The following is a 22,562-nucleotide window of genomic DNA, read 5'->3' as shown; positions in this document are numbered from 1 at the left end:
TGACTGAGCAACCATGACCACTGAGATCCGGGCAAACGCGCGCACTGGCGCGATCCGGACTCACCCGCGTGAAAGCGGACGTTCCGTCACCCTCGATCGTTGCCCACGACGGCGCAATGTCAGCACAATGGCCGCAGCTGCAACGATTCCGATGAGATTGACCAGCAGCTGACCGGTCGAATACAGGCACCGGTCCCACTGACCGGCAACCCCGGCGACCACCGCGTACCCGGCCGCCGGCACCGTCGTCACCGAGATGAAGACGCCCACGAGCGCGGCCGATTTGGCCGACGTCATGGAAAGCATTCCCGCCGCGCCGGCGAGCAGTGCCACGATGAGGGACGCGATTCCCACCTGGTAAACGAAATCGACCTCGTGGTTGTCCGCGAGCTTGCTGACCTCGAGCACCCCGGTCGCGTTGCCCAGCAGCACCACACCGAGGGTGATCACCATCGCGATCGGGAAACCGCCCAGCAGCGCGGCACCGCCCTGCCGCAGGAGATCCCAGCGGCGCAGCACCAGTCCGACCGCCATCGCCGCCAGCGGGCCGAACTCCGGCCCCACGACCATGGCGCCGACGATGGTGACCGACGAGTTCGTGATGACGCCGACCGACGCCAGCAGGCACGCGATGGTCAGGAATGCCTGAAAAGTCCAGGTGAGCCGGGACTCCTCGCCGGACCGGCCGACGAGTTCCTGCCACACCACCGCGTCCGCGGCCTCACCCGGCGCGGCCTCCTCGGCCTTGTCCGCGGCGTCGGACACGGCGGTGTCCAGCGCCTCCAGGGTGATCCCGCCGGTGTGGTCGAGGTCGAGCCCGCACAGCGACTCGATGATCTCGTCGGCCGCCTCACGGGCGATGTCCGCCTCGATCAGGTCACCCTCGGGCGAGACCGCCACCCCGTGATGCACGACGAGGTGCGCGGTCCCGGCGTGTTCCCGCAGGATCCGGATCGCTTCGCCGGTCCGGTCCGGCGGGCACACGGCCCTGAGATGGAGCATCAGTTCTTGGCGGGCGGCGCGGGCTTGGCGTCGATGCCCGCTTCCTTGCGCTGTTCCGGCGTGATCGGCGCCGGAGCCGCGGTCAGCGGGTCGAACCCGCCGCCGGTCTTCGGGAACGCGATCACGTCACGCAGCGAGTCGGCCTTGGCCAGCAGCATGACGATCCGGTCCCAGCCGAACGCGATGCCGCCGTGCGGCGGCGGGCCGAAGGCGAAGGCGTCGAGCAGGAAGCCGAACTTCTCCTGCGCTTCTTCCTCGCCGAGACCCATCAGCTCGAAGACCTGCTTCTGCAGCTCCTGCTGGTGGATACGGATCGAGCCGCCGCCGATCTCGTTGCCGTTGCAGACGATGTCGTAGGCGTAGGCCAGCGCGTTGCCGGGGTCGTCGGCGAGTTTGCCGATCCACTCGGGGGTCGGCGAGGTGAAGGCGTGGTGCAGGGCCTTCCACTTGCCGCCGCCGACCGCGACGTCGTCGGACTCGTCGGCGGAGATGAACATCGGGAAGTCGACGACCCACACGAACGACCAGGCGTTCTCGTCGATCAGGCCGAGGCGGCCGCCGATCTCCAGGCGGGTGGCGCCGAGCAGCGCACGCGCGTCGGCGGGCTTGCCTGCGGCGAAGAAGACGCAGTCGCCGGGCTTGGCGCCGACGGCTTCCGCGACCGTCTCGCGCTCCTTCTCCGACAGGTTCTTCGCGACCGGCCCGCCGAGCGTGCCGTCCTCGTTGACCAGGATGTACGCGAGCCCGCGGTGCCCGCGCTGCTTGGCAAAGTCCTGCCACGCGTCGAGGGTGCGGCGCGGCTGGTCGGCCCCGCCCGCCATCACGACGGCGCCGACGTACGGCGCCTGGAACACGCGGAACGGGGTGTCGGCGAAGAACGCCGTCATGTCGGTGAGTTCGAGGTCGAAGCGCAGGTCCGGCTTGTCCGAGCCGTACTTCTCCATCGCCTCGGCGTAGGTGATCCGCTGGAACGGCCGGGGGATCTCGGCGCCGATGAGCTTCCACAGCGCGGTCACGATGTCCTCGCCGAGGGCGATGACATCGTCCTGCTCGACGAAGCTCATCTCGATGTCGAGCTGGGTGAACTCCGGCTGCCGGTCGGCGCGGAAGTCCTCGTCCCGGTAGCAGCGCGCGATCTGGTAGTACCGCTCGAGCCCGCCGACCATGAGCAGCTGCTTGAACAGCTGCGGCGACTGCGGGAGCGCGTACCAGGAACCGGGCTTGAGCCGGGCCGGGACCACGAAGTCGCGGGCGCCCTCGGGCGTGGAGCGAGTCATGGTCGGGGTCTCGACCTCGACGAACTCCTGCGCGTGCAGCACCTCGCGGGCGGCGCGGTTGACCTCGCTGCGCAGGCGCATCGCGGCCGCGGGGCCGCTGCGGCGCAGGTCGAGGTAGCGGTGCTTGAGGCGCGTCTCCTCGCCGACGTCGACCCGGTCGTCGATCGGGAACGGCAGCACGGCGGCCTCGGACAGCACCTCGAGCTCGGTGACCAGCACCTCGATCTCACCGGTGGGGATCTCGGCGTTGGCGTTGCCTTCGGGCCGCTTCGAGACCTCGCCGACGATGCGGACGCAGTACTCGGAGCGCAGCTGGTGGGCGCGCTCGGCCATCTCGCCCTCGCGGAAGACGACCTGGCTCACGCCGCTGGCGTCGCGCAGATCGATGAAGATGACGCCGCCGTGATCGCGCCGCCGGGCAACCCATCCGGTGAGGGTGACCGTCTGACCGGCGTGCTCGGCACGCAAGGTGCCGGCTTTGTGGGTGCGAAGCACTGCGGGTGCTCTCCTTCGGCATCACGATTCTGCGATTCGACGGCGCTGCGGTTCGACTGCTCTGCGCCGACGTCAAAGGCTAACGAATCGCCCCGGATGCCTCGCGACCAGGTGTTCTCAGATCGTCGGCCAGGCCTCCAGCGCCGCGACCATCCGCCGCGTATGCACCAGGTAGTCGGGCACGGACAGGACCCGGCCGTCGATGTTCTCCAGCAGCCAGCCCGCGGCCGCCTCCTTCGACGCGAAGAACTGCGTGCAGACCAGCGCCTCGACGTAGTCCTGGCCGAGGGTGAGGTCGATACCGGACAGCCGGGACGCGGCGACGACGGCGTGCGGCGGGTCGACGCTCAGGACGTGCGCGCGCGTGAAGTGGACGCGGACACGGGCCCCTGTCGCCGGGCAGACCGAATCCGCGTGCACGGGTTCGCCGGTGGCGAAGGCCATCAGGAACAGGTCCACCTGGTACCGGTCGGAACCCGCCTTGGCCGGGCCGGGCCGGGAACCGCGGTCCATCACGACCAGGCCGTCGCGGATGACGAAGCCCATGAGATCCATCAGCCGGTGGGCCTCCGCCGGGTCCATGCCGACGGTGGCGGCGAGTCTGCCGATGGCGATGGGGTGTCTGCCCGCCCTGGTCAGCTTGGTCGCGGCCCAGGCGATGCGGACAGCGGCGGTGCGATCCGTACGGGTGGTCAACAGGCACCTCCTCGCCTTCCTCTTCTCAGAGGTTAAGCACGAAAAGGATTTCCGCCAAGTGACTGCGCCGAACGGCCGAATCCGTTGTGGGGTAAGAAGATTCACATTCGTGCCGCAAATCGGGAAGACGTTTTCCGAAGTGCCCGAAAAAAGACGATCTTTCGGTCCGAAGAGGCAAAAGTGGCGCGGCCTCATGTCGTGTCGGCCTTCACGGACCTGGAGGTCGTCCCCGTGCGCCAGCGGTTACTGCGGTAGCGCGGGCGACCAAGGTGCCGCGCCGTAGTCGGTCAAGGGGGTCGTGAGTGGCAAGTCGCGTTAGAACGTCACTTGCCACTCACGACCCACCGGACCGACTCCTCACAGCAGTTTGAGCTGTTCCGCGGCGGGTACCACCTCCCCCGTCCGCTGCACGGGCATCGTCACCTGCATTCGCTCCCCGTCATCGGCACGGGAACCGAAGCCGTGACGGCGCAGCAACGGGCCGACGCGGGCGCCCAGCCGCTCCCGATAGGACTTCGGGAGATAAGCACCGCGCGAGTACAGCTCCCGGTATTTCGGCACCAGTTCCGGATGCTCCCGGCCGAGCCAGCGCGCGAACCATTCCCGGGCGCCCGGCCGCAAATGCAACGGGAGGACGGTGACCCGCGTGGCACCGGCCTCGGCCAGCCGCGCGAACAGGGCGTCGAGCGCGTCCACCGAATCGGTCAGGTACGGCAGCACCGGGGCGACCAGCACCGAACACGGGAGCCCGGCGTCCCGTGCCTTGCGGATCAGGTCGAGCCTCGCCCGCGGTCCCGGCGTCCCGGGTTCGAGACGGCGTTGCAGATCCTCGTCCAGCAACGCGAGCGAAATCGCCAGCCCGGCGGGCACGTCCTTCGACACCGACTCCAGCAACGGCAGGTCCCGCGCCAGCACGGTCCCCTTGGTCAGGATGGACAGCGGCGTGCCCGAATCCGCGAGCGCGGTGATGATGCGCGGCATCAGCTTGTACCGGCCCTCGGCCCGCTGATAGGGATCGGTATTCGTGCCCATCGCGACGTGCTCGCGCGTCCAGCTCGGCCGCCGCAGCTGCGCGGCCAGCACTTCGGGCGCGTTGACCTTCACGATCACCTGCGTGTCGAAGTCGCGTCCGGCGTCGAAATCCAGGTACGTGTGGGTGTTCCGCGCGAAACAGTTGTGCGTGACCATGCCGTCGGCGATGAAGTCACCGGTTCCGGTGGTGATGTCGAACAGCGGCAGCTCGATGCCGAGCGCATCGATGGACGACACCTTCCGTCTGGTGCGGCCGATCGCGAGCCCGTCCAGCGACCGTTTCCAGGCGACGGCGGGATCGGCGAGATGGAAGAACCGCAGCTCCTCCGACGGGCCACCGAGCAGCTGAACCGTCCACAACGGACGGAACTTGGCGTTTTCGGTCTTGACGTAACGGAAACCGAAGTTGTCGAGCGCTGCGCAGAAAGTCGAGACGATGTCCTGCTCGTCATGGGTGACGCGCAGCGCGCCGTGCCGGTAGCTCCCGGCGAGGTCGAACAGTCCCGCCAGGAATCCGCGCTGCCAATGGGAATCCGGCGACGGCGGCACCTGGACGAAGCCGACCGACGCGCCGAAGTCCGGCAGATACCGGAGCGCGCGGTCCGCGGCGTCCTTCTCGGCCGAGAACCCGCCGGAGCGCAGCATCCCGCAGAGGAATCCGGCGCGATAGCCGAGGGTGTCGTCCGGGGTGCGGGCGAGTTTCCCGACGCCGACGAGTTCGGCGCCCCCGACCAGATGCGGCCGCTGCGCCGCGCCGAACCGGGTGCCGGTGACGTGTTTCCAGCCGCGGCCGGTCAGGAACCGGTGGTCGCCACTGGCCACGATGGACGTTCCGTCGTCGAGGGTCACGCGGTACGCCGGTTTCAGCGTCGACCAGTGCGCCAGCACCTCCGTCGGCACCAGCCGCCTGCCCGCGCCGCGCCCGCGCGTCCCGTAGATCGTGTCGCCGGGCGCCAGGTCCGCCAGCGCCTTCGTCCGGCCGTCGGCCATCAGGACCGGCGTGCCGCCTTCGAGGCAGTACGTACACGCGTGCGAGCAGCCGCGGTACGGGTTCACCGTCCATCCGAACGGGACACCCGAACTCTCGGGCACCTTGTTCAGCACGGATTTGGCGTGCACCTCGTGAAAGGTGACGCCGTCGAACTCGGGCGTGCGCACCGAACGCGGCAACCCGTCCAATCCGGGCAGCACCGGCTCGCCGCCGTCCGCCCGCTGTCGATCCCATCGCACGAAGTCAGTCGAACACATGTTCTAGACGGGTGTCAAACAGGTGTTCGAACGCGGGTGATCTTCGGCGCGTTTCGTCCTCTAAATGCGAGTTAGAGCTTCGTGATCTCGTCGGTGACGTACCCGGCGGGCTGGATCAGTCCCGCGCACCGGCTTTCCCCGCGCGGCGTCGCCGAACGACGGCGCACGGTCACCGAGTAGAAGTCCTCGCCGCCGCGCACGGTGACCACCCGGGCGTCGGATTCGAGCAGCGGCTCCTCCTGGACGGCGATCACATCGTCCAAACCGGACAGATCGAGCCGGCGGCGGATCGCGATCTCCGCGAACTGCGCCCACGCCGTCCGGGCGGACGTGCGGCCGCGGAGCTGCTCAGGTTCGACCTGCCCGCGCAAGGCGGCCTTGGCGACCAGCGCCGCCTCGGCCGGGTTGAGCTGGCCGTGGAGGAAGCCGTCGGGGACCACGAGGAGGTTGCCTGCCCAGCGGTCGCCGCCGACGTGGCTGACCTCCCAGGAGCGGCCCGGATGGTTGGTGTTGAGCGCCGAGGCCAGCGGGCGGCCGAGCACCGCGCAGCACATGTCCTTGGTGCCGTGCGTGCAGACCAGGAACAGCGGTCCGTCGACTCGCTCGCCGAGCCCGCCGACGCCGTCCACGATCAGGTCGAGGTCCAGTTCGGCCAGTTCGCTCAGGTCGCGGATCTCCAGGCGTTCCAGCCAGCGGTTGCCCGGTTCGCCACCGCCGACGTACACGGAACGGGGGCGATCCGGGTCTCGCCGGTGCTTACCGGGACGCCGGATCAGCAGCGGACGGAGCCCGTGGGACCGTCTCAAGTTCTCGAGCAGCTCGCGGCGCTCGGCGGGGAAAGCCTCGTCGAGGACGTTTTCCAGCGCGTCCGCGGGCCAGGGGCCCGGCTGTTCGATGAGCAGCCAGCAGCGCATGTCGGCCGCTGTGCCGGCGGGGCTCGCGCCCAGCATGCGCGCGACGGTCGCGCAGCCCGGCAACGCGGCGGGCTGCGCCGAACCATCGGACGCAGAGGTGTCCGAGAGCTGAGCGGTCATCGGCTGACCGCTCCGGACTTGACCTTAGGCATGCCTTAGCTTACCCCGTCCGTGCTCCCTTCACACTTCTCGTCTCCTGTGAGTTTCAGCCGATCGAGAGAAGTCCCTGCGTGGTGAGCTCGCCGAGGAAGGCCCGAACGGTCCCCCGATCGAGTTCGGACAGCTCGGCGAGTCGCTTGACCGCCTGCGGCGTGCCGTCGAGCAGCGCCTTGAGCAGCGGCGAGGCGGCACCCGCGAAAACGAACCGTTTTCCGTCCGCGAGCAGGGTCACCCTGCCGTCGCCTTCTTCGAGCACGGCCCTCGGGACGAGGAACCGGACCTCGGTCTCGTCGCCGTCCGGCAGCAGGCCCGGGGTCGCCGCCCAGGGCAGCCCGACCCGCGGATGAGCCGGGGCCGACGAGTCACGCTCGGCGAGGAACCGGTCGACGACGTCGCCGGTCAGCGCGGATTCCAGTTCCGCGCGCAGGGCGGCGGCACGGGCCGCGCGTTCCTCCTCCGTCCCGAACCTCGGGAGGTCCTGGCGGAACGCGGTGCTCGACCGCAGCTTGTCCGCGAGCCAGGACACCAGGTCGATCCCGGTGGCCGGGCTGAACCCGAGCGTGAGGTGCAGCGACATCTCCCCCACCGCGGTGACGTCGTGCCAGTGCCCGCGCGGGACATAGAGGACATCGCCGTCTTCGAGGATGAAATCGTCGATCGGCTCACCGGGCCGCTCGGGCTGTTCGACGTCGCGATGCAGCGGAGCGGGCCTGGTCGGGCCGTGCATCCGCCAGCGTTTGCGGCCGGCGACCTGGATGATGAACGCGTCGTGGTCGTCCCAGTGCACGTCGAAGCCGTGGGTCACGCCCCAGCCCGCGTACAGGTTGACCTGGACGCTCTCGCGAAGGTCGTGTTCGAGGCTCCTGGCGAGGTCGCCGATCAGGTCGCTGAGTTCCTGGATGGCGTCGAGCACCATCGTCGCGCCGTCGCGAAGGTGCTCGGTGAACGGAGCGGCCTGCAGGCGGGGGACGGTGCCACTGCGGCGGGTGGGGACGAGCTCGGTGTAGCTCTCCATGGGCACCGGGGTGCCGTCGAGCGCCAGGCGCAGCCGCGGGAACTCCAGGCGGTGCTGCCGGAGGATCGCGTTCAGCGCCGGCCACGGCAGCAGGTCGGCGAACCGGCCCGCGGGGCCTTCGAAACGGCGGTAGGTCTCGCCCTGGACGTCTTGGAAGAACTGGCTGACCCCGAGCGGAGCCACGAGGTCAGCCAGTGTCGGCGTTTCGGGCACTCAGCCGTCGTTGCCGTCGTTGTCGGCGGCCGCGCCGTTGGCCTTCCCGCGGTCGACCGCGGTCGGGATCTTCTCGACCTCCAGCAGCAAACCGCTGTCGGGAGCCTGCGTACCTGACTGTTCCTGAGCCATCCTGCCACCTTTTCTCAGACGAGCGGACGGACCGAAAATCGGCCTGGAGCGCCGCCAAGCCTACGACACGTTTCGGGAAAATTCACTGTCCAGAAGGGAAAAACGGTCTTGTGAGCGATCTTCGCCACCGCGGCGCGGGTTCACCCGGACAGCGGTTCTAAGCTGCCATCCATGGCTGATGCGGCATCTTTCGCCCGCCCGCGATGGGACGTCCTCGCGGCCGTCGGCGCGGGTGGCGCGCTGGGCAGCCTCGCCCGCTACGGACTGTCGGTCGCACTCCCCCATTCCCCGGGACGATTCGCGCTTTCCACCTTCGCCACCAACGTTTCCGGCTGTCTGCTGATCGGTGTCCTGATGGCGCTGCTGAGCGCGACGGCCGACCCGCACCGGCTGCTGCGGCCGTTCCTGGGAGTCGGGATCCTGGGTGGCTACACCACGTTCTCGACCTACGCGACGGACACACTCGATCTTGTGACGAACGGGCGTCCGTTCACCGGGTTGGCGTACGCGTCCGGCACGGTGGCCGCCGCGTTGGTAGCGGTCTACGCCGGGCACGAGATCACCCGGGCGGTGCGGAAATGACCGTCCTTCTCGTCGCGCTCGGTGGCGGCCTCGGCGCGATCCTGCGGTTCCTGACCGATCTACGGGTGCGCGCGTGGCGGGGCGCCGCCTTCCCGTGGGGCACCCTGACGGTCAACATCGTCGGCTCGGCGATCCTCGGGGTCCTCACCGGCTGGGCGCTGCACGGCGGCCAGCCGGACGGCGTCCGCGCGCTGCTGGCGATCGGGTTCTGCGGCGGGCTCACGACGTTCTCGACCTTCGGCTACGAAACGCTGCGCCTGTTCACCGAGAAGACGCGGGCGCGCGCCGTGCTGAACGTCGGCGTCACGATGGTCGCCGGGATCGGCGCCGCGGCGGCCGGGCTCCTGCTCGCCGCCGCCGTCTGGCACTGAGTCAGTCTTCGGGCGCCATCCGCCACGCGGCCGCCGCGATCGCCTCACGCTGCTCGGCCGGGAGGCCGGCCGCCATCTCCTCCAGCTTGTCGACGACGCCTTCGTGAGCGGCGTTCGCGAGCCGGAGGCCCTCTTCGGTCAGCGTGATCTTGAGCGCGCGGCGGTCGCAGGAGTCCGCGACCCGCTCGACGAGCGCGCGCCGCTGCACCCGGTCCACCAGTCCGGTGACGCTGGATTTCTCCAGGTTCAGCATCTTGCCGAGCTCGGTCATCCCGACGCCGGTCTCCCCCTGCGCCAGCACGCAGAGCAGCTGCGCCTGCTGCGGCGTGAGGTCGTGGGACCGGCCGACGTCGATGAAAGCCCGCTGCACCAGATGCGAGAGCCGCACCAGCGCCGTCGCGAATCCGAGGTCTTCGGCCGTGGTCATGTCCGCAGTCTACTTGACGATGGTTCGGAGTACGAACTACTGTAGTTCGCAGTACCAACATTACGTACTACGAACTAGGGGATCTCATGAGCACGACCGTGGCCGTCATCGGCGGGGGATACGGCGGCACCGCCGTCGCCAAGGAACTGGACTCGATCGCGGACGTCGTCCTCGTCGAGCCGCGCGAGGACTTCGTCCACCACGTCGCCGCGTTGCGCGGACTGGTCGATCCGGAGTGGACGGACCGGCTCTTCTACCCGTACTCCGGGCTTCTCGAACGCGGACGGGTGCTCCGCGACCGCGCGGTGAGCGTGGACCAGGGCGGTGTCACGCTCGCGTCGGGCGAGCGGCTCACCCCGGATTACGTCGTCCTGGCGACCGGTTCGGCGTACCCGTTCCCGGCGAAGATCGATTTCCGGGACAGCGCCTCGGCGAAGGCGAAGATCCGTGCCACCCGGGAAGAACTCGCGGGCGCGGAGAAGGTACTGCTGCTCGGCGCCGGCCCGGTGGGCCTCGAACTGGCGGGCGAGATCAAGACGGTGTGGCCGGAGAAGGCCGTGACGATCGTCGACCCGGCCGAGGAGATCCTGCCCGGCTTCCCGGCGGAGTTCCGCGCGGAGATCCGCCGTCAGCTGGCCGGACTGGGCGTCGAACTCCTGCTCGGCACATCGCTGACCGACGCGCCGGTCTCGGAACCGGGGCAAACGAAGACGTTCACCTCGGGGCTCACCGGCGGTGGCGAGGTGACCGCCGACCTGTGGTTCCAGTGCTACGGCGGCGCGCCGCACACCGCTTTTCTCGACGGCTCCCTCGCCGCCGCCCGGCGGCCGGACGGCCAGGTGGAGGTGGACGCCGACCTGCGACTTCCGGGGCAGCCGCGGGTGTTCGCGCTCGGCGACATCACCGCGCTGCCGGAGGGGAAACTGGCGAAGGTGGCCGGTGACCACGCGGAGGTCGTCGTCGCCAACATCCGGGCCCTGATCGAGGGCGGCGAGCTGCGGACCCACACCCCGGGCGGGCCGATGATCTCGTTGCCGCTCGGGCCTTCCGGGGGCGCGACCTACGCGGAGGAGGTCGGGATCCTGGACGCCGCGACGACGTCGGAGATCAAGGGGGCGCACATGATGGTGTCCCGGTACGAGGAGATGTTCGGGACGGCGTAGAGACAGCGACTCTCGGGGGCAGGCCGCGTGTTGCGAAAGCCACTTTCGCAACCTTCAACGTTGCGAAAGTGGCTTTCGCGGCACCCCCGGACTCCACCACTCACGAGGCGTCAGCGCGGAGCCAGACCCCGCACGTGCGCGAACGGGTCCTCACCCGTGGGCAGCAGCGCGATGATCGGCGTCGTCAGCCCGTTGTCCACATAGGACTGCACCTGCTCACGGCAGGAATCGAGGCTGCCGTGGACGATCAGGTCGTCGACGACCTCGTCCGGGATGACCTGGTTCGCCTTCTGCCGGTCACCCGCGGCCCAGGCCTCGTGCATCGGCGCGAGCGCCTCGCCACGGCCCAGCCACTCGTGGAACGCCGCGTACACCGGCACGGTCAGGTAGCTCGAGATGAGCATCCGGCCGAGCCCGCGCGCGGCGGCCTTGTCCTCGGTGGGGCAGACGAAGATCCGCGCGGCCAGCTCGACGTCCGGGCCGATTTCGGCCCGGACCTTGGGCACGTCGGAGGCGGCGAGCCAGTTGGTGATGGCGCCGTCGGCCTCCTTCGCGGCCAGCCGCAGCATCCCCGGCCGCAGCGCGGCGAGCATGATCGACGGCGGCGGATCGGTGGGCCGTTCCAGCCGGAACTTGCTGACCGAGAAGGACTCGTACTCCTCGGTGACCTTCTCCCCCGCCAGCGCCGACCGCAGGAACCGCAGGGCGTCCCGGGACCGCGCGAACGGCGCCTCGAACTCGGCGGCGTTCCAGTTCTTCACGATCACCGGCGACGAAGCGCCGATGCCGAGCACGAACCGGCCGGGCGCCAGCTCCGCGACCGTCGCCGCGCTCATCGCGAGCAGCCCGGGACCGCGCGTGTACACCGGCACGATCGCGGTGCCCAGCCGCAGCTGCGGCGCCCACTGCGAGGCGAGCACCAACGGCGTGAAGGCGTCGTGGCCCGCGGTCTCGGCCGACCACGCGTCGGTGTAGCCGAGGTCCGGCAGCTCCTGCACCATCTCCCGGTGCGCCGCGAGCGGCACCCCGGTCAGCGGAATGGTGATGCCCCACCGTTTCATGCGTTCTCCTCGCTCTTGACCGCGTCGCCGGACAGCTCGCGCACGATCCAGTCCACCTGCGTGCGCATCAGGTTCTCCGCGACCTCTTCGGCCTGCGGTGTCATATGCGTCGCGCCGGCCAGCGGCAGGAACACGTGCGGACGCCCCTTGGCCAGCAGTGCCGACGACAGGCGCAACGAGTGGGCGACAAAAACGTTGTCGTCGGCCAGTCCGTGGACGATCAGCAGCGCCCGGCTGAGATCACCGGCGCCGGCGATCAGCGAGTTGTGCTCGTACGAGGCCGTGTCCGTCTGCGGAAGCCCGAGGTAGCGCTCGGTGTAGTGCGTGTCGTACAGGGACCAGTCGGTCACCGGGGCGCCCGCGACACCGGCGTGGAAGACGTCCGGGCGGCGCAGCACGGCCAGCGCGGACAGGTAACCGCCGTAGGACCAGCCGCGGATCGCGACCCGCTCCAGGTCCAGTTCCGGACGCAGCGCGGCCGCCGCGTGCAGGGCGTCGACCTGGTCGGCGAGGGTGACGTCGGCGAGCTTGCCCGCGATCTCCTTCTCCCAGGCCGAACCCCGGCCCGGCGTCCCGCGACCGTCGGCGACCAGCACCGCGAAACCCTGGTCCGCCAGCCATTGCGGGGTCAGGAACGCGTTGCGGGTCTGGAGGACGCGCTGGGCGTGCGGGCCGCCGTACGGGTCGAGCAGCACCGGGAGCTTGCCCTCGCTCTCCTCGTACCCGGTCGGCAGCACCAGCGCGGCACGCAGGCCCCGCTCCCCCAGCGTCAGCCAGATCAGGTTCGGGACGACGTCGGGGTCGACGGTGTGGGAGGCGATACGCGCCACCGTCTCGTCGCCGGAGACGACACTCACCGCCGGGCCGCTGCGGTCCAGGCTCCACGACGAAAGCACGGCCAGCGAGGCGTTCCCGGAGCCGACGTGCACACCGTCCTCAGTGGACAGACGACGGAGTTCGCCGCCTTCGGTACGGAAGACGTGGATCTGCGTCGGGTCGGCTTCGGACGCGCTGAACAGCACCTCGGCGCCGACGTGCAGGATCGACCGCACCTGCAGACCCGGCGGGGTGACCGCGACCCCGTCGACGACCAGTCGGTGGTCGCCGTCGGCGGCGCTCTCGCGCACCAGACGGCCGTCGGCGGTCCACGCCGGGACACCCGCGGCGAGCTCGACCCAGTGCTCGTCGGTCTCGGTGTGCAGCACCTCGACGGAACCGTCCGCCGGGTCGACCGCCTGGATCTCCAGCGTGCGCTGGTCCCGCGACTGCACGGACAGCAGCGGCTTGCCCGCCGCCGACCAGTGCACCGCGGCCAGGTACTCCCAGCCGGTCTTGGTGACGTCGACGCGCGAACCGTCGAGGCCGAGGATCGCCAGCGTCACGTCCGCGTTCGTCGTCCCCGCGGCGGGATACGCGACGACATTGGCCGCCGACTGCGGGTTGGCCGGATCGGCGATCGTCCAGCGCGGCACGTCCGCCCGATCGGACCGCTCGACCAGCAGGCTCTTCCCGTCCGGGGCCCACCAGTAGCCCCGCGTGCGGCCCATCTCCTCGGCCGCGATGAACTCCGCGAGCCCCCAGGCGATGTCCTCGCCGTCTTCCTCGACGAGCAGCCGGTCCGCGCCGGTGGCCCGGTCGATCACCCGCAGCCGCCGGTCGCGGACATAGGCGACGTGGGCGCCGTCCGGGCTGGGCCGCGGGTCGACGACCGAGCCCTCGACCAGCACGGACACCTCACCGGTGGCCAGGTCGAGGGTGTGGAGCTTGCCCGAGAGCGAGAACGCGGCGACGGTGAACGCGTCGTCGACCGCGTAGCCGACCACGCCGCCGCCGGTCTCCCGGCTGCGCTCGCGGCGGGCCCGCTCCTCGGGCGGCAGGTCCTCTTCACCCGGCAGCAGCTGGGCCGCGTCGACCAGCTTCGTCTCCTCGCCCGACGCGACGTCGAACGACCACAGGCTGTGCCGCGCGTCGGTGCCGGACTCGGACCGCAGGAACAGGACGCGGGAGCCGTCCGGGGCGACCTTGAACTCTTTCGGCGCGCCGAGGGTGAAGCGCTGAGTACGGGCCTGTCGACGGAGGAACGGGAGATCTTCGAAGCTGGTGTCGGTCACCTCCGCACTCTTTCAGAAAACACAGCCAGACGATCAGGGGGATACGCCAAGTGCTTCCAGCTTCTTGAGCTCTGTCTCGGGGTCGAAGTCGGCGGGCGGGAACTTCGGGTCCATCGCCTCGATCGTCTCGATCAGCAGCCGCGCGACCAGGTAGTTGCGGTACCACTTGTGGTCGGCCGGGACGGAGTACCAGGGCGCCGTCTCCGTCGAGGTCTTGGCGAAGATGTCGGCGTAGGCCTTCTGGTAGTCGTTCCACTGAGCACGCGCGTCGAGGTCGGCGGGGTTGTACTTCCACCACTTCGCCGGGGTCTCCAGCCTCGCCTTGAGCCGTTTCAGCTGCTCCTCCGGCGAGATGTCGAGGAAGACCTTCACGATCGTCGTGCCGGCCTCGGTGAGTTCCTTCTCGAACGCGTTGATCTCGGCGTAGCGCTTGCGCCATTCCGCGGCGGGCACCAGCTTCTGCACGCGCGGGACCAGGATGTCCTCGTAGTGCGAACGGTCGAAGACGCCGACCTGCCCGGGCGCGGGAAGCTGCTTGCGGATCCGCCACAGGTAGTGGTGGCGGGCCTCGGCGGACGTCGGCTTCTTGAACCCCGCGTACCGCACGCCCATCGGGTTGACCAGGCCGAGGACGTGTCCCACCGTGCCGCCCTTGCCGGAGGTGTCCATCCCTTGCAGCACCAGCAGCAGGCTGCGTTTCCCGCCGCCGACGCCCTCCGCGTAGAGCGCCTCTTGCAGCTTCGCGAGCTTGGCCCCGGCCTCGGCGAGTTCTTCGAGCGCCTTGGGCTTCTTCTTGGGTCCGATCGGGAACGTGCCCGGGTCGTGTCGCTCGGTCCCCTTGCCGATCCTCAGCGTGTCCCGGACGGAGACGGTGTCCTTTTTCGCCATCCGGCGACGATAACCGCGGGCCGGGTCCCGCGCCTCCGGTGATCAAGTACGCCTCTGCATGTTTTCTTCGCTCGAACGAGTCGATACGCAACGAACAACGGGTCAAAGCAACGTTTCCCGGATGAAGTCCACCACCGCGGCATCTAACCTGAACGCATGACGACCGCCGACTTCATCGCGCTCGACGAGCAGTGGAGCACGCACAACTACCACCCCCTGCCCGTGGTGATCGCCACCGCCGAAGGCGCTTCGGTCACCGATGTGGAGGGCAAGACCTACCTCGACTTCCTCTCCGGCTACTCCGCGCTGAACTTCGGGCACCGCCACCCCGGGCTGATCGCCGCCGCGGTCGAGCAGTTCGGCCGGGTGACGCTCACCTCGCGCGCGTTCCACCACGACCAGCTCGGGCTGTTCTGCCGGGAGCTCGCCGAGCTGACCGGTACCGAGATGACCCTGCCGATGAACTCCGGCGCGGAGGCCGTCGAGTCCGCGGTGAAGATCGCCCGCAAGTGGGCGTACCGGGTCAAGGGCGTCCCCGACGGGACGGCCGAGATCGTCGTCGCGGGCTCGAACTTCCACGGCCGCACGACCACCATCGTGTCCTTCTCCACCGACGAGACCGCGCGCGCCGACTTCGGGCCGTTCACGCCGGGCTTCGTCACCGTCAAGTACGGCGACGCCGAAGCGCTGCGCGACGCCATCACCGAGCGCACGGCCGCGATCCTGCTGGAGCCGGTGCAGGGCGAGGCGGGCGTGATCGTGCCGCCCGCCGGCTACTTCGCCGAGGCGCGGCGGCTGTGCGACGAGCACAACGTCCTGCTGATCGCCGACGAGATCCAGTCCGGCCTCGCGCGCACCGGCACCGTCCTCGCGCTCGACCACGAAGGCGTGCGCGCCGACGTCTACACCCTGGGCAAGGCGCTCGGCGGCGGGATCATGCCGGTCTCGGCCGTGGTCGGCGGCAAGGACGTGCTCGGGGTGCTCCAGCCCGGCGAGCACGGTTCCACCTTCGGCGGGAACCCGGTCGCCTGCGCGATCGGGCGGGCCGTGGTCGGGCTGCTCAAGACCGGCGAATTCCAGGAGCGCTCGCGGGAACTGGGCGCCCACCTGCACTCCCGGCTCGGCGAACTGGTCGGGAACGGGCTGGCCGAGGTACGCGGACGCGGGCTCTGGGCGGGCATCGACATCGCGCCCGGCGGGCCGACCGGGCGGGAGGCGTCCACCGCGCTGGCCGAACGCGGCGTGCTGTGCAAGGAGACGCACGACCACACGCTGCGGATCGCGCCGCCGCTGGTGATCACCCGCGAGGAACTCGACCGGGGTATCGACGCGATCACGGAGGTCGTCAAGACGCGGTGAACCTTTCGGGCGGCCGGTACGTTGGCTGTCCATGGGAGACGCGCGGGAGTGGGTGGAGCGGCCGCTGGTCGGCACCGAGACGGTGACGCCGGAGGACTGGTTCGCGAAGGGCAAGGCGCTGCGGGACAAGGCACCGTCGTCGGCGCACGATCACGCGGCGGCGGGCGACGGCCGTCCGAGCGTGGCGGAGTTCTTCGCGCGGACCAACGAAGGCCGCCTGCCGGAACTGGTGGAACTGCGGCGCGAGCGCATGCTCGCGTCGCCGTTCACCTTCTACCGCGGGGCGGCCGGGCTGATGGCCGCCGATCTGGCGGGCTCGCCGGTGTCCGGGCTGACGGCGCAGCTGTGCGGGGACGCGCACGCCGCGAACTTCGGGCTGTACGGCACGCCCGAAGGCCAGATCGTCATGGACATCAACGATTTCGACGAATCCGTGCCGGGCCCGTGGGAGTGGGATCTCAAACGGCTCGCGGCGAGTCTCGTGCTGGCCGGACGCGAAGGCGGTATCGGCGAGTCAGGCTGCCGCGAGGCCGCCGAGGACGCGGTGAAGTCGTACCGGCGCACCATCCGGGGCCTGGCGGAACTGCCGTTCCTGCGGTCGTGGAACGCGCTGCCGGACGCGTCGGTGCTGAGCAAGGTCCGCGCGCACGACCTCATCGACGACTTCGAGGAAGCGGCCGAGAAGGCGCGGAAGAACACCAGCGCCAAGGTCACCGCGAAGTGGACCCGGCGGATCGACGACCACGACACCGGCCTCGAACGGCACCGGTTCGTCGAGGACCCGCCGGTGCTCACCCACGTCGACGACGCGACGGCGGAAGCGGTCGTCACCGGCCTGGTGTCCTATGTGGACACGCTGCGCGAGTCTCGGCGGACGCTGATCTCGCGCTACCGGGTGTCCGATGTGGCCTTCCGGGTGGTCGGCACCGGCAGTGTCGGGTTGCGCAGCTACGTCGCGCTGCTGCACGGAAACAGCGGTGAGGACCTTGTCCTGCAAGTGAAACAGGCCAATCCGTCCGCGCTGGCGCCGTATCTCGGGCTGGCTTCGCCGGAGCACGAAGGCCGCCGGATCGTCGAAGGCGCGCGGCTCGTGCAGGCCGAGACCGACATCCTGCTCGGCTGGACGACCATCGACGGCGTGCCGTACATCGTGCGGCAGTTCCGGAACCTCAAGGGCGACATCGATCCGGCGGAGCTGAAGAAGGACCACCTCGACGACTACGGCCGCCTGGCGGGCGCGCTGCTGGCGCGGGCGCACGCGCGGTCGCTGCATCCGCGGATGCTGGCGGGGTACTTCGAGGACGACGAAGACCTCGACGAGGCCATCGGGGCGTACGCGGTGCGGTACGCGGACCAGACCGAAGCGGACCACGAGGCCTTCGCCGCCCTCGTGTGAGGGGTGAGGCAAACGTGTCGTGCCGGGCGGGGTGAACGGCATTCCCCGCGTCGGGTCGGCGTGTGTGTCCCGAGCGCCACGCCCGGGACACACACCGTCTCGAACGTGGCGCTCGGGACATCCTGCCCTGACCTTCGGCACAGCACCTCCAGCCTGGAGGCACCGGAGCGCACTGGGCCGGGGTAAGTCCGGGCGGCGGAGGTTCCCAATGTCGCATTTGAGACGCTCAGTGTCTCAAATGCGACATTGGGAACAAGGACGTGAAAGCCACCTTCATTAGCCCTCACGTCCCACGCATTTAGTCACCTACTTGCGCGGGAGGGCATCACACCAGGGCCAGGACGTCGTCCGCGCATCCCCAGGCCAGCGTGATCCCCGCTCCCCCGTGCCCGTAGCAGTGCACGACGTCGCCGTCCCGCTCCAGCCGCACCTGCGGGCGGAACGGCCGCAAGCCGACCTTCGCGCCCAGCACCGGCGCGTCGGCCAGCGCGGGCACGAGTTCCCGGCAGCGCCGCACGATGTCCGCGGTCACCCCGGGATCCGGTTCGACGGAGTCGCGGCCCGGCTCCTGCGTGCCGCCGCAGACGACGTGCCGTCCGTGCGGGATCACGTGGCGCAGCACCGGGGTGGCCCCGTCGACGATCCATTCGGTCAGTCCCGGATCGGCGAGGTGGACGACCTGACCGCCGACCGGCACCACGGTGACGTCGCCCGCCAGCCGTCCGGCGCCGAGCCCTGCCGCGTTCACCACGAGGTCCGCGTCGAGGTCGTCCAGCCGCGAGACGGTGCGGTACTCGGTGCGCACGCCCAGCCCGGCGACCTGGCCGGCGAGCCACGCGAGGTACACCGGTGTGTCGATCAGCGCGGTCGTGAAGGTGAGCCGTCCGGGTCCGTCGTCGAGGTCGGGCATCGAGTACGCCCAGGACGGCATGGGCGCCTCGCGGGGGATGAAGAACGTCCCCCGGCGCAGGCTGACCCCGGGCGCGCCGAGCGAGCGGTACTCGTCCACGCTCGTCGCGGTCCAGCGATCCACCTGGTCGGAGTGCACCGACAGCGGCGGGAAGAGCACGCCGCCCGCCACCGCCGACGTCGTCTCGCCCGGCCGGTCGGCGGTGATCACCGTGACGTCGTGCCCGGCGCCCGCCAGCCGGTGCGCGCAGCTCAGCCCGATGATCCCGCCGCCGACCACCGTGATCCGCATCGAACGCCCCTTCCGCGTGCCGTCCCTGCATGGTGACTGATCGCCCGTCACGTAATCTCGCCGGATGAGCGGAAAGGCGCCATACGGGCTCATCGCGGTGACTTGCGCGGTGATCATGGTCGTGCTCGGGGTACTGGTGTCGGGTGAGGGCCTTTCCGGCCCCGACGAGCTCGCCGTCAAGTGGGTGGGGCGCGCCTTCGGCGGTAACGCGGACCTGCTCCAGCTGCTCGTGCTGCCGACCGAGGCCTACGTCCTCATTCCCGTCGCCGCCGTCGCCGTGGGCCTCTGTCTGGCCGGACGACGGCGGCTCGAAGCACAGCTGACCGTCGTGGGCCCGCTCGTCGCGATCTTCGCGAACAGCTGGGTGCTCAAACCGCTGTTCGACCGCTGGAAGAACACCTACCTCGCCTATCCCAGCGGGCACACCGTCGCGCTGGTCGCGGTGCTGACCGTGCTCGTCCTGCTGGCCCGCCCCGGGATCGCGACCGCCGTCATCTCGGTCGTGGGCGCGGTGGTGCTCGCCGGGGTCACGATCGGCATGATCGGCCTCGGCTACCACTACCTGACCGACGTCGTGGGCGGCACGCTGTTCGCGGTCGCGACCGTGTGCGCGACCTGGGTCCTGCTCAGCTGGGCTGCACGGCGTCGCGAGCCAGCGCCGTCAGGCGGCTGACGGCGCGCAGGTACTTCTTGCGGTAGCCGCCGTTCACCATCTCCTCGGTGAACAGCAGCGGCACCGGCTCACCGGAGACCACCAGCGGGATCGCGCGGTCGTAGAGCCGGTCGGCGAAGGCGACCATCCGCAGTCCGACGTTCTGGTCGGGAACCGGATGGATGTCGCGCAGGTGCACCCGGGTCACCCCGTCGAGAAGCCTGCCGTAACGCGAAGGGTGCAGCCCGCCGAGGTGTTCGCACAAGGCGTCGAAATCGTCCACAGTGGACTCGGGATGCGCGGCGGCGGAGGCCTCCAGTTGCTCCGGGCTCGCGGGCGGCGGCGCGTCCGGCAGGCCTCGGTGCCGGTAGTCCGGGCCGTCGACCCGGCAGACGCCGAACTTGGCCGACAGCGACTGGATCTCCCGCAGGAAGTCCGCGGCGGCGAACCGGCCCTCGCCGAGTTTGTCCGGCAGCGTGTTGGAGGTCGCCGCCACGAACACTCCGGCCGAGATCAGCTCCTGGAGCAGCCGGGTGACGAGCATGGTGTCGCCGGGGTCGTCGAGTTCGAACTCGTCGATCGCCAGGAACCGGTGTTCGGACAGCCGTCGCACCGCCTCCGCGAACCCCAGCGCGCCGACGAGATGGGTCAGCTCCACGAACGTGCCGTACGCCTTGGGCGACGGCGTCTCGTGCCACGTCGAGGCGAGCAGGTGTGTCTTGCCGACGCCGAAGCCACCGTCGAGGTAGAGCCCCCTCGGTCCGGACGGCGCCTCGTCCCCGCCGCCGAACAGCGCGCGCAGCTTCGACTTCGGCTTCCGGTTCGCGGCTTCCGCCACGCGCCGCGCGAACGCGCCGCAGGCCACGACCGCCTCGGCCTGGCTCGGCTCGTCCGGATTGGGCACGTAGGTGGAGAACCGGACCGCGTCGAACCGGGGCGGCGGGACGAGCGCGGTGATCAGCTCGTCGGCGGACAGCTCCGGACGGCGATCGATCAGGCGGGCGGGCATTCGCCGAGAGTAACGGCTCCGGGGTGGGCCGTTCACTCTCCCTGACCGGGCGTATCCCCCGCTCAGCGGTGCCGTCGGGCCCGTGCTGGGATGGACGTGTGCAGCTTTTGTGGCCAACGACACCGGCGGATCCCGTCTCCGATGCCGACCTTGAACGGCTTTACGGGTATCCCGAAGACATGACCGCCATGAGCCGTCCCTGGGTCCAGGTCAACTTCGTCAGCTCCGCCGATGGCGCGGTGGCCGTCGACCAGCTGTCCGAGGGCCTTTCGCACCCCGCCGACAAGCGGATCTTCCTGATGGGACGGCTGCTTGCCGACGTGATCCTGGTCGGCGCCGGCACCGCCCGCGCCGAGGGCTACCGCGGCGCGCGGATCACTCCCGCACGCGCCGCCCGCCGGGTCTCGCTCGGGCTGTCGGAAGTCCCGCCGATCGCGGTGGTGACCCGTTCCGGTGAACTCGACCCGGCGGGCCCGTTGTTCACCGACACCAAGGTCCCGCCGATCGTCATCACCACCGAAAAGGCGCCGCGCACCGCGCTGGAACGCGCGGGCGCCGAGGTCCTCGTCGCCGGGACCGACGACGTCGACCTCCACCGCGCGCTCGCGCTGCTGGCCGAGCGGGGGCTGTGCCGCGTCGACTGCGAGGGCGGGCCGGCGCTGTTCGCCGACCTGATCGCGGCCGACCTCGTCGACCAGCTGTGCCTGACCGTCGCCCCGCTGCTGGCGGGCGCGGGCGAACGCCGGATCGCCGACGGCCGTCCGACCCCGGAACCGCGGCGGATGGACCTCGCGTCCGTGCTCTTCGAAGACGGCTTCACCATGCTGCGCTACCGCCGCCGGGAGGGCGGGTGAGAGAGCCCGCGCCGGTTCCGGACGAGGAACTGGCGGCCCGGGCCGCAGCCGGGGACGACGGTGCCTTCGACACCTTGGTGCGACGGCACACGGCCAGGATGTACCGCGTGGCGCTGCGGATCACCGGCAGCGCGTCGGAGGCCGAGGACGTCGTCCAGGAGGCCTGGCTGTCCGCGTGGCGCGCGCTGCCCGGGTTCCGGTTCGAGTCCGCGGTGTCCACCTGGCTGTACCGGGTGACGACGAACGGCGCGCTCAGGCAGGTCCGGCGCCGGAAACCGACCGTGCCGCTCGACGAGGGCGACGCGGGTGTCGTACCTGGTCCGGAAGGGTATGTGGTGAGCGCCGAACAGGTCGGCACGGTGCTGCGGGCGATCGCCGAACTGGACGTCGGCCAGCGGATCCCGCTGATTCTGCGAGAATTCGAAGGGTTGACCTACGACGAGGTGGCCGAGGTGCTGGAAGTGAGCGTGCCCGCTCTGCGCGCTCGCCTGCACCGCGCGAGGGTGGCGCTGCTGGCGAAACTCGGCGACAACTTCCGACCCGGGGAACGGTGATGAGCGAGGATCCGCGCGACGACCCCCGGTGGGAGCAGGTGCGCGCCGCCGCGAGCCGTCCGGTGCCGACGCCGCCAGGACTCGTCGAGCGGGTGCTCCGGTCGGTCGGCGGCGTCCGCGGCAAGCACACCACCCCTCCGCTCGACCTGCCCTCGGCGGGCGGGAAGACCCAGGTGTCGGAACGGGCGCTGGTGCTGATGACCAGGAAGCTCGCCGCCGAGATGGGCCGCGACCTCGGCGGCGTCCACGTCTCGGCCGTCGCGCTCGAGGACGACGTGCTCCAGGTGCTGGTGACGGTCCGGTTCGGCGTGGAAGCGGCGGTCGCGGAACTGCTGCGGCACCGGGTGAGCGCGGCGCTGACCGGACAGCTCGGATCGGCCCCGCCCGCGATCAACGTCCACGTCGTCGACGTGCACCCCGACTGACCCTGGCCGGGTCGCCCCGCCGTTCCGTGAAGGCCTCCTTGCCTACCCTGAAGGTAGTGAAGGAGGCCTTCATGCGCCCCGCTGTGACGTATGAGGTCAGTGGGGTTCTTGAGGCTCCTGGGGCGCTTCGGTGGTCCGTGAAGGCCCCCTTGAGGGACCCAGAGTCCGTGAAGGGGGCCTTCACGGATCCCGTGATCGTCGCGCTTGTCCCAGACGCACCAGTAGCCACAGCAGTCACAGCTGAGCCGCGTGAAGGCCCCCTTCACGCGGCTCAGCCGAGAGAACTCGACCTTCACACCTTGCCGAAGTACATGAAGGCCTCCTTC

23 protein-coding genes are annotated in these 22,562 nt (G+C 70.1%); 10 read left to right on the top strand and 13 right to left on the bottom strand.

Annotated elements, in window-relative coordinates:
- Positions 1-60: 60 nt before the first annotated feature.
- The 7 genes from B0293_RS22095 to B0293_RS44690 form a co-directional block, all read right to left on the bottom strand.
- Positions 61-1,002, bottom strand: a complete 942-nt coding sequence (locus B0293_RS22095; RefSeq protein WP_039917848.1) for a DUF389 domain-containing protein — start codon at positions 1,000-1,002, stop codon at positions 61-63.
- Positions 1,002-2,774 carry an aspartate--tRNA ligase gene (aspS, locus tag B0293_RS22090; protein ID WP_005157148.1) on the bottom strand — a complete coding sequence of 591 codons (1,773 nt, stop codon included), beginning with the start codon at positions 2,772-2,774 and terminating at the stop codon, positions 1,002-1,004. The genes B0293_RS22095 and aspS overlap by 1 nt, the downstream gene beginning before the upstream one ends.
- A gap of 117 nt (positions 2,775-2,891) precedes the next feature.
- Entirely contained in the window at positions 2,892-3,470 is a 579-nt protein-coding gene (merB, locus tag B0293_RS22085; RefSeq protein ID WP_005157141.1) for an organomercurial lyase, read from the bottom strand.
- A 357-nt stretch (positions 3,471-3,827) separates the two neighbouring features.
- Positions 3,828-5,732, bottom strand: a complete 1,905-nt coding sequence (locus tag B0293_RS22080) for an intein-containing Rv2578c family radical SAM protein (protein ID WP_005157139.1) — start codon at positions 5,730-5,732, stop codon at positions 3,828-3,830.
- Between the two features lie 89 nt (positions 5,733-5,821).
- Positions 5,822-6,784: a sucrase ferredoxin gene (locus B0293_RS22075; protein ID WP_005157137.1), complete on the bottom strand. Its 963-nt coding sequence runs from the start codon at positions 6,782-6,784 to the stop codon at positions 5,822-5,824.
- Positions 6,785-6,869: 85 nt separating this feature from the next.
- On the bottom strand, positions 6,870-8,051 hold the full coding sequence (locus B0293_RS22070) for a cupin domain-containing protein (RefSeq protein ID WP_005157135.1): 1,182 nt from the start codon (positions 8,049-8,051) through the stop codon (positions 6,870-6,872).
- Positions 8,052-8,183, bottom strand: coding sequence for a hypothetical protein (locus tag B0293_RS44690; RefSeq protein WP_005157133.1), 132 nt, complete (start codon positions 8,181-8,183; stop codon positions 8,052-8,054).
- Positions 8,184-8,354: 171 nt separating this feature from the next.
- On the opposite strand from B0293_RS44690, the gene crcB (B0293_RS22065) reads away from it, so the two are divergent.
- Together crcB (B0293_RS22065) and crcB (B0293_RS22060) are read left to right on the top strand one after the other, a co-directional pair.
- Entirely contained in the window at positions 8,355-8,765 is a 411-nt protein-coding gene (crcB, locus tag B0293_RS22065) for a fluoride efflux transporter CrcB (protein WP_005157131.1), read from the top strand.
- Positions 8,762-9,136, top strand: coding sequence for a fluoride efflux transporter CrcB (gene crcB / locus B0293_RS22060; RefSeq protein ID WP_005157127.1), 375 nt, complete (start codon positions 8,762-8,764; stop codon positions 9,134-9,136). Before crcB (B0293_RS22065) ends, crcB (B0293_RS22060) begins: the two co-directional genes overlap by 4 nt.
- 1 nt (position 9,137) lies before the next feature.
- Here crcB (B0293_RS22060) and B0293_RS22055 read toward each other — a convergent pair whose 3' ends face one another.
- Entirely contained in the window at positions 9,138-9,563 is a 426-nt protein-coding gene (locus B0293_RS22055; protein ID WP_005157124.1) for a MarR family winged helix-turn-helix transcriptional regulator, read from the bottom strand.
- A gap of 86 nt (positions 9,564-9,649) precedes the next feature.
- On the opposite strand from B0293_RS22055, the gene B0293_RS22050 reads away from it, so the two are divergent.
- Complete coding sequence (locus B0293_RS22050) at positions 9,650-10,726, top strand: NAD(P)/FAD-dependent oxidoreductase (RefSeq protein WP_005157120.1); 1,077 nt, start codon at positions 9,650-9,652, stop codon at positions 10,724-10,726.
- Positions 10,727-10,836: 110 nt separating this feature from the next.
- On the opposite strand, the gene B0293_RS22045 is transcribed toward B0293_RS22050, so the two are convergent.
- From B0293_RS22045 to B0293_RS22035, 3 genes are read right to left on the bottom strand one after another with little or no spacing between them, the layout of a single operon-like run.
- Positions 10,837-11,787 carry an LLM class F420-dependent oxidoreductase gene (locus B0293_RS22045; protein WP_005157115.1) on the bottom strand — a complete coding sequence of 317 codons (951 nt, stop codon included), beginning with the start codon at positions 11,785-11,787 and terminating at the stop codon, positions 10,837-10,839.
- The gene (locus B0293_RS22040; protein ID WP_005157113.1) at positions 11,784-13,898 is read right to left on the bottom strand and encodes a S9 family peptidase; all 2,115 of its coding nucleotides are present in this window, start codon (positions 13,896-13,898) and stop codon (positions 11,784-11,786) included. Before B0293_RS22040 ends, B0293_RS22045 begins: the two co-directional genes overlap by 4 nt.
- Before the next feature lie 33 nt (positions 13,899-13,931).
- Positions 13,932-14,786, bottom strand: a complete 855-nt coding sequence (locus tag B0293_RS22035) for a PPK2 family polyphosphate kinase (protein WP_005157112.1) — start codon at positions 14,784-14,786, stop codon at positions 13,932-13,934.
- 156 nt (positions 14,787-14,942) lie between these two features.
- On the opposite strand from B0293_RS22035, the gene rocD reads away from it, so the two are divergent.
- Together rocD and B0293_RS22025 are read left to right on the top strand one after the other, a co-directional pair.
- Positions 14,943-16,145 carry an ornithine--oxo-acid transaminase gene (rocD, locus tag B0293_RS22030; protein WP_005157111.1) on the top strand — a complete coding sequence of 401 codons (1,203 nt, stop codon included), beginning with the start codon at positions 14,943-14,945 and terminating at the stop codon, positions 16,143-16,145.
- A gap of 31 nt (positions 16,146-16,176) precedes the next feature.
- Entirely contained in the window at positions 16,177-17,541 is a 1,365-nt protein-coding gene (locus tag B0293_RS22025) for a DUF2252 domain-containing protein (RefSeq protein WP_039917844.1), read from the top strand.
- Between the two features lie 325 nt (positions 17,542-17,866).
- On the opposite strand, the gene B0293_RS22020 is transcribed toward B0293_RS22025, so the two are convergent.
- The gene (locus B0293_RS22020) at positions 17,867-18,742 is read right to left on the bottom strand and encodes an FAD-dependent oxidoreductase (protein ID WP_005157108.1); all 876 of its coding nucleotides are present in this window, start codon (positions 18,740-18,742) and stop codon (positions 17,867-17,869) included.
- Between the two features lie 64 nt (positions 18,743-18,806).
- Here B0293_RS22020 and B0293_RS22015 point away from each other — a divergent pair, with 64 nt between their 5' ends.
- Positions 18,807-19,415, top strand: a complete 609-nt coding sequence (locus B0293_RS22015; protein ID WP_005157105.1) for a phosphatase PAP2 family protein — start codon at positions 18,807-18,809, stop codon at positions 19,413-19,415.
- Here the strand turns inward: B0293_RS22015 and zapE are convergent.
- Positions 19,369-20,403, bottom strand: a complete 1,035-nt coding sequence (zapE, locus tag B0293_RS22010) for a cell division protein ZapE (RefSeq protein ID WP_005157102.1) — start codon at positions 20,401-20,403, stop codon at positions 19,369-19,371. The two genes, B0293_RS22015 and zapE, sit on opposite strands and share 47 nt — an antisense overlap.
- Before the next feature lie 98 nt (positions 20,404-20,501).
- Between zapE and B0293_RS22005 the strand changes: the two genes are divergently transcribed.
- The 4 genes from B0293_RS22005 to B0293_RS43955 all read left to right on the top strand — a co-directional run.
- Positions 20,502-21,257 (top strand): pyrimidine reductase family protein, encoded by a 756-nt coding sequence (locus B0293_RS22005; protein WP_005157099.1) that lies wholly within the window; start codon positions 20,502-20,504, stop codon positions 21,255-21,257.
- The gene (locus tag B0293_RS22000; RefSeq protein WP_005157096.1) at positions 21,254-21,811 is read left to right on the top strand and encodes an RNA polymerase sigma factor; all 558 of its coding nucleotides are present in this window, start codon (positions 21,254-21,256) and stop codon (positions 21,809-21,811) included. The genes B0293_RS22005 and B0293_RS22000 overlap by 4 nt, the downstream gene beginning before the upstream one ends.
- Positions 21,811-22,236, top strand: coding sequence for an Asp23/Gls24 family envelope stress response protein (locus B0293_RS21995; protein ID WP_005157094.1), 426 nt, complete (start codon positions 21,811-21,813; stop codon positions 22,234-22,236). Before B0293_RS22000 ends, B0293_RS21995 begins: the two co-directional genes overlap by 1 nt.
- Positions 22,237-22,292: 56 nt before the next feature.
- A partial coding sequence (locus B0293_RS43955) for a hypothetical protein (RefSeq protein WP_211284418.1) occupies positions 22,293-22,562 on the top strand: 270 nt, incomplete at its 3' end.

The organism is Amycolatopsis azurea DSM 43854 (assembly GCF_001995215.1).
GTDB classification, from domain to species: Bacteria; Actinomycetota; Actinomycetes; order Mycobacteriales; family Pseudonocardiaceae; genus Amycolatopsis; species Amycolatopsis azurea.
The sequence above is the reverse complement of the archived record's forward strand: the minus strand, read 5'-3'. Positions and strand labels throughout refer to the sequence as shown.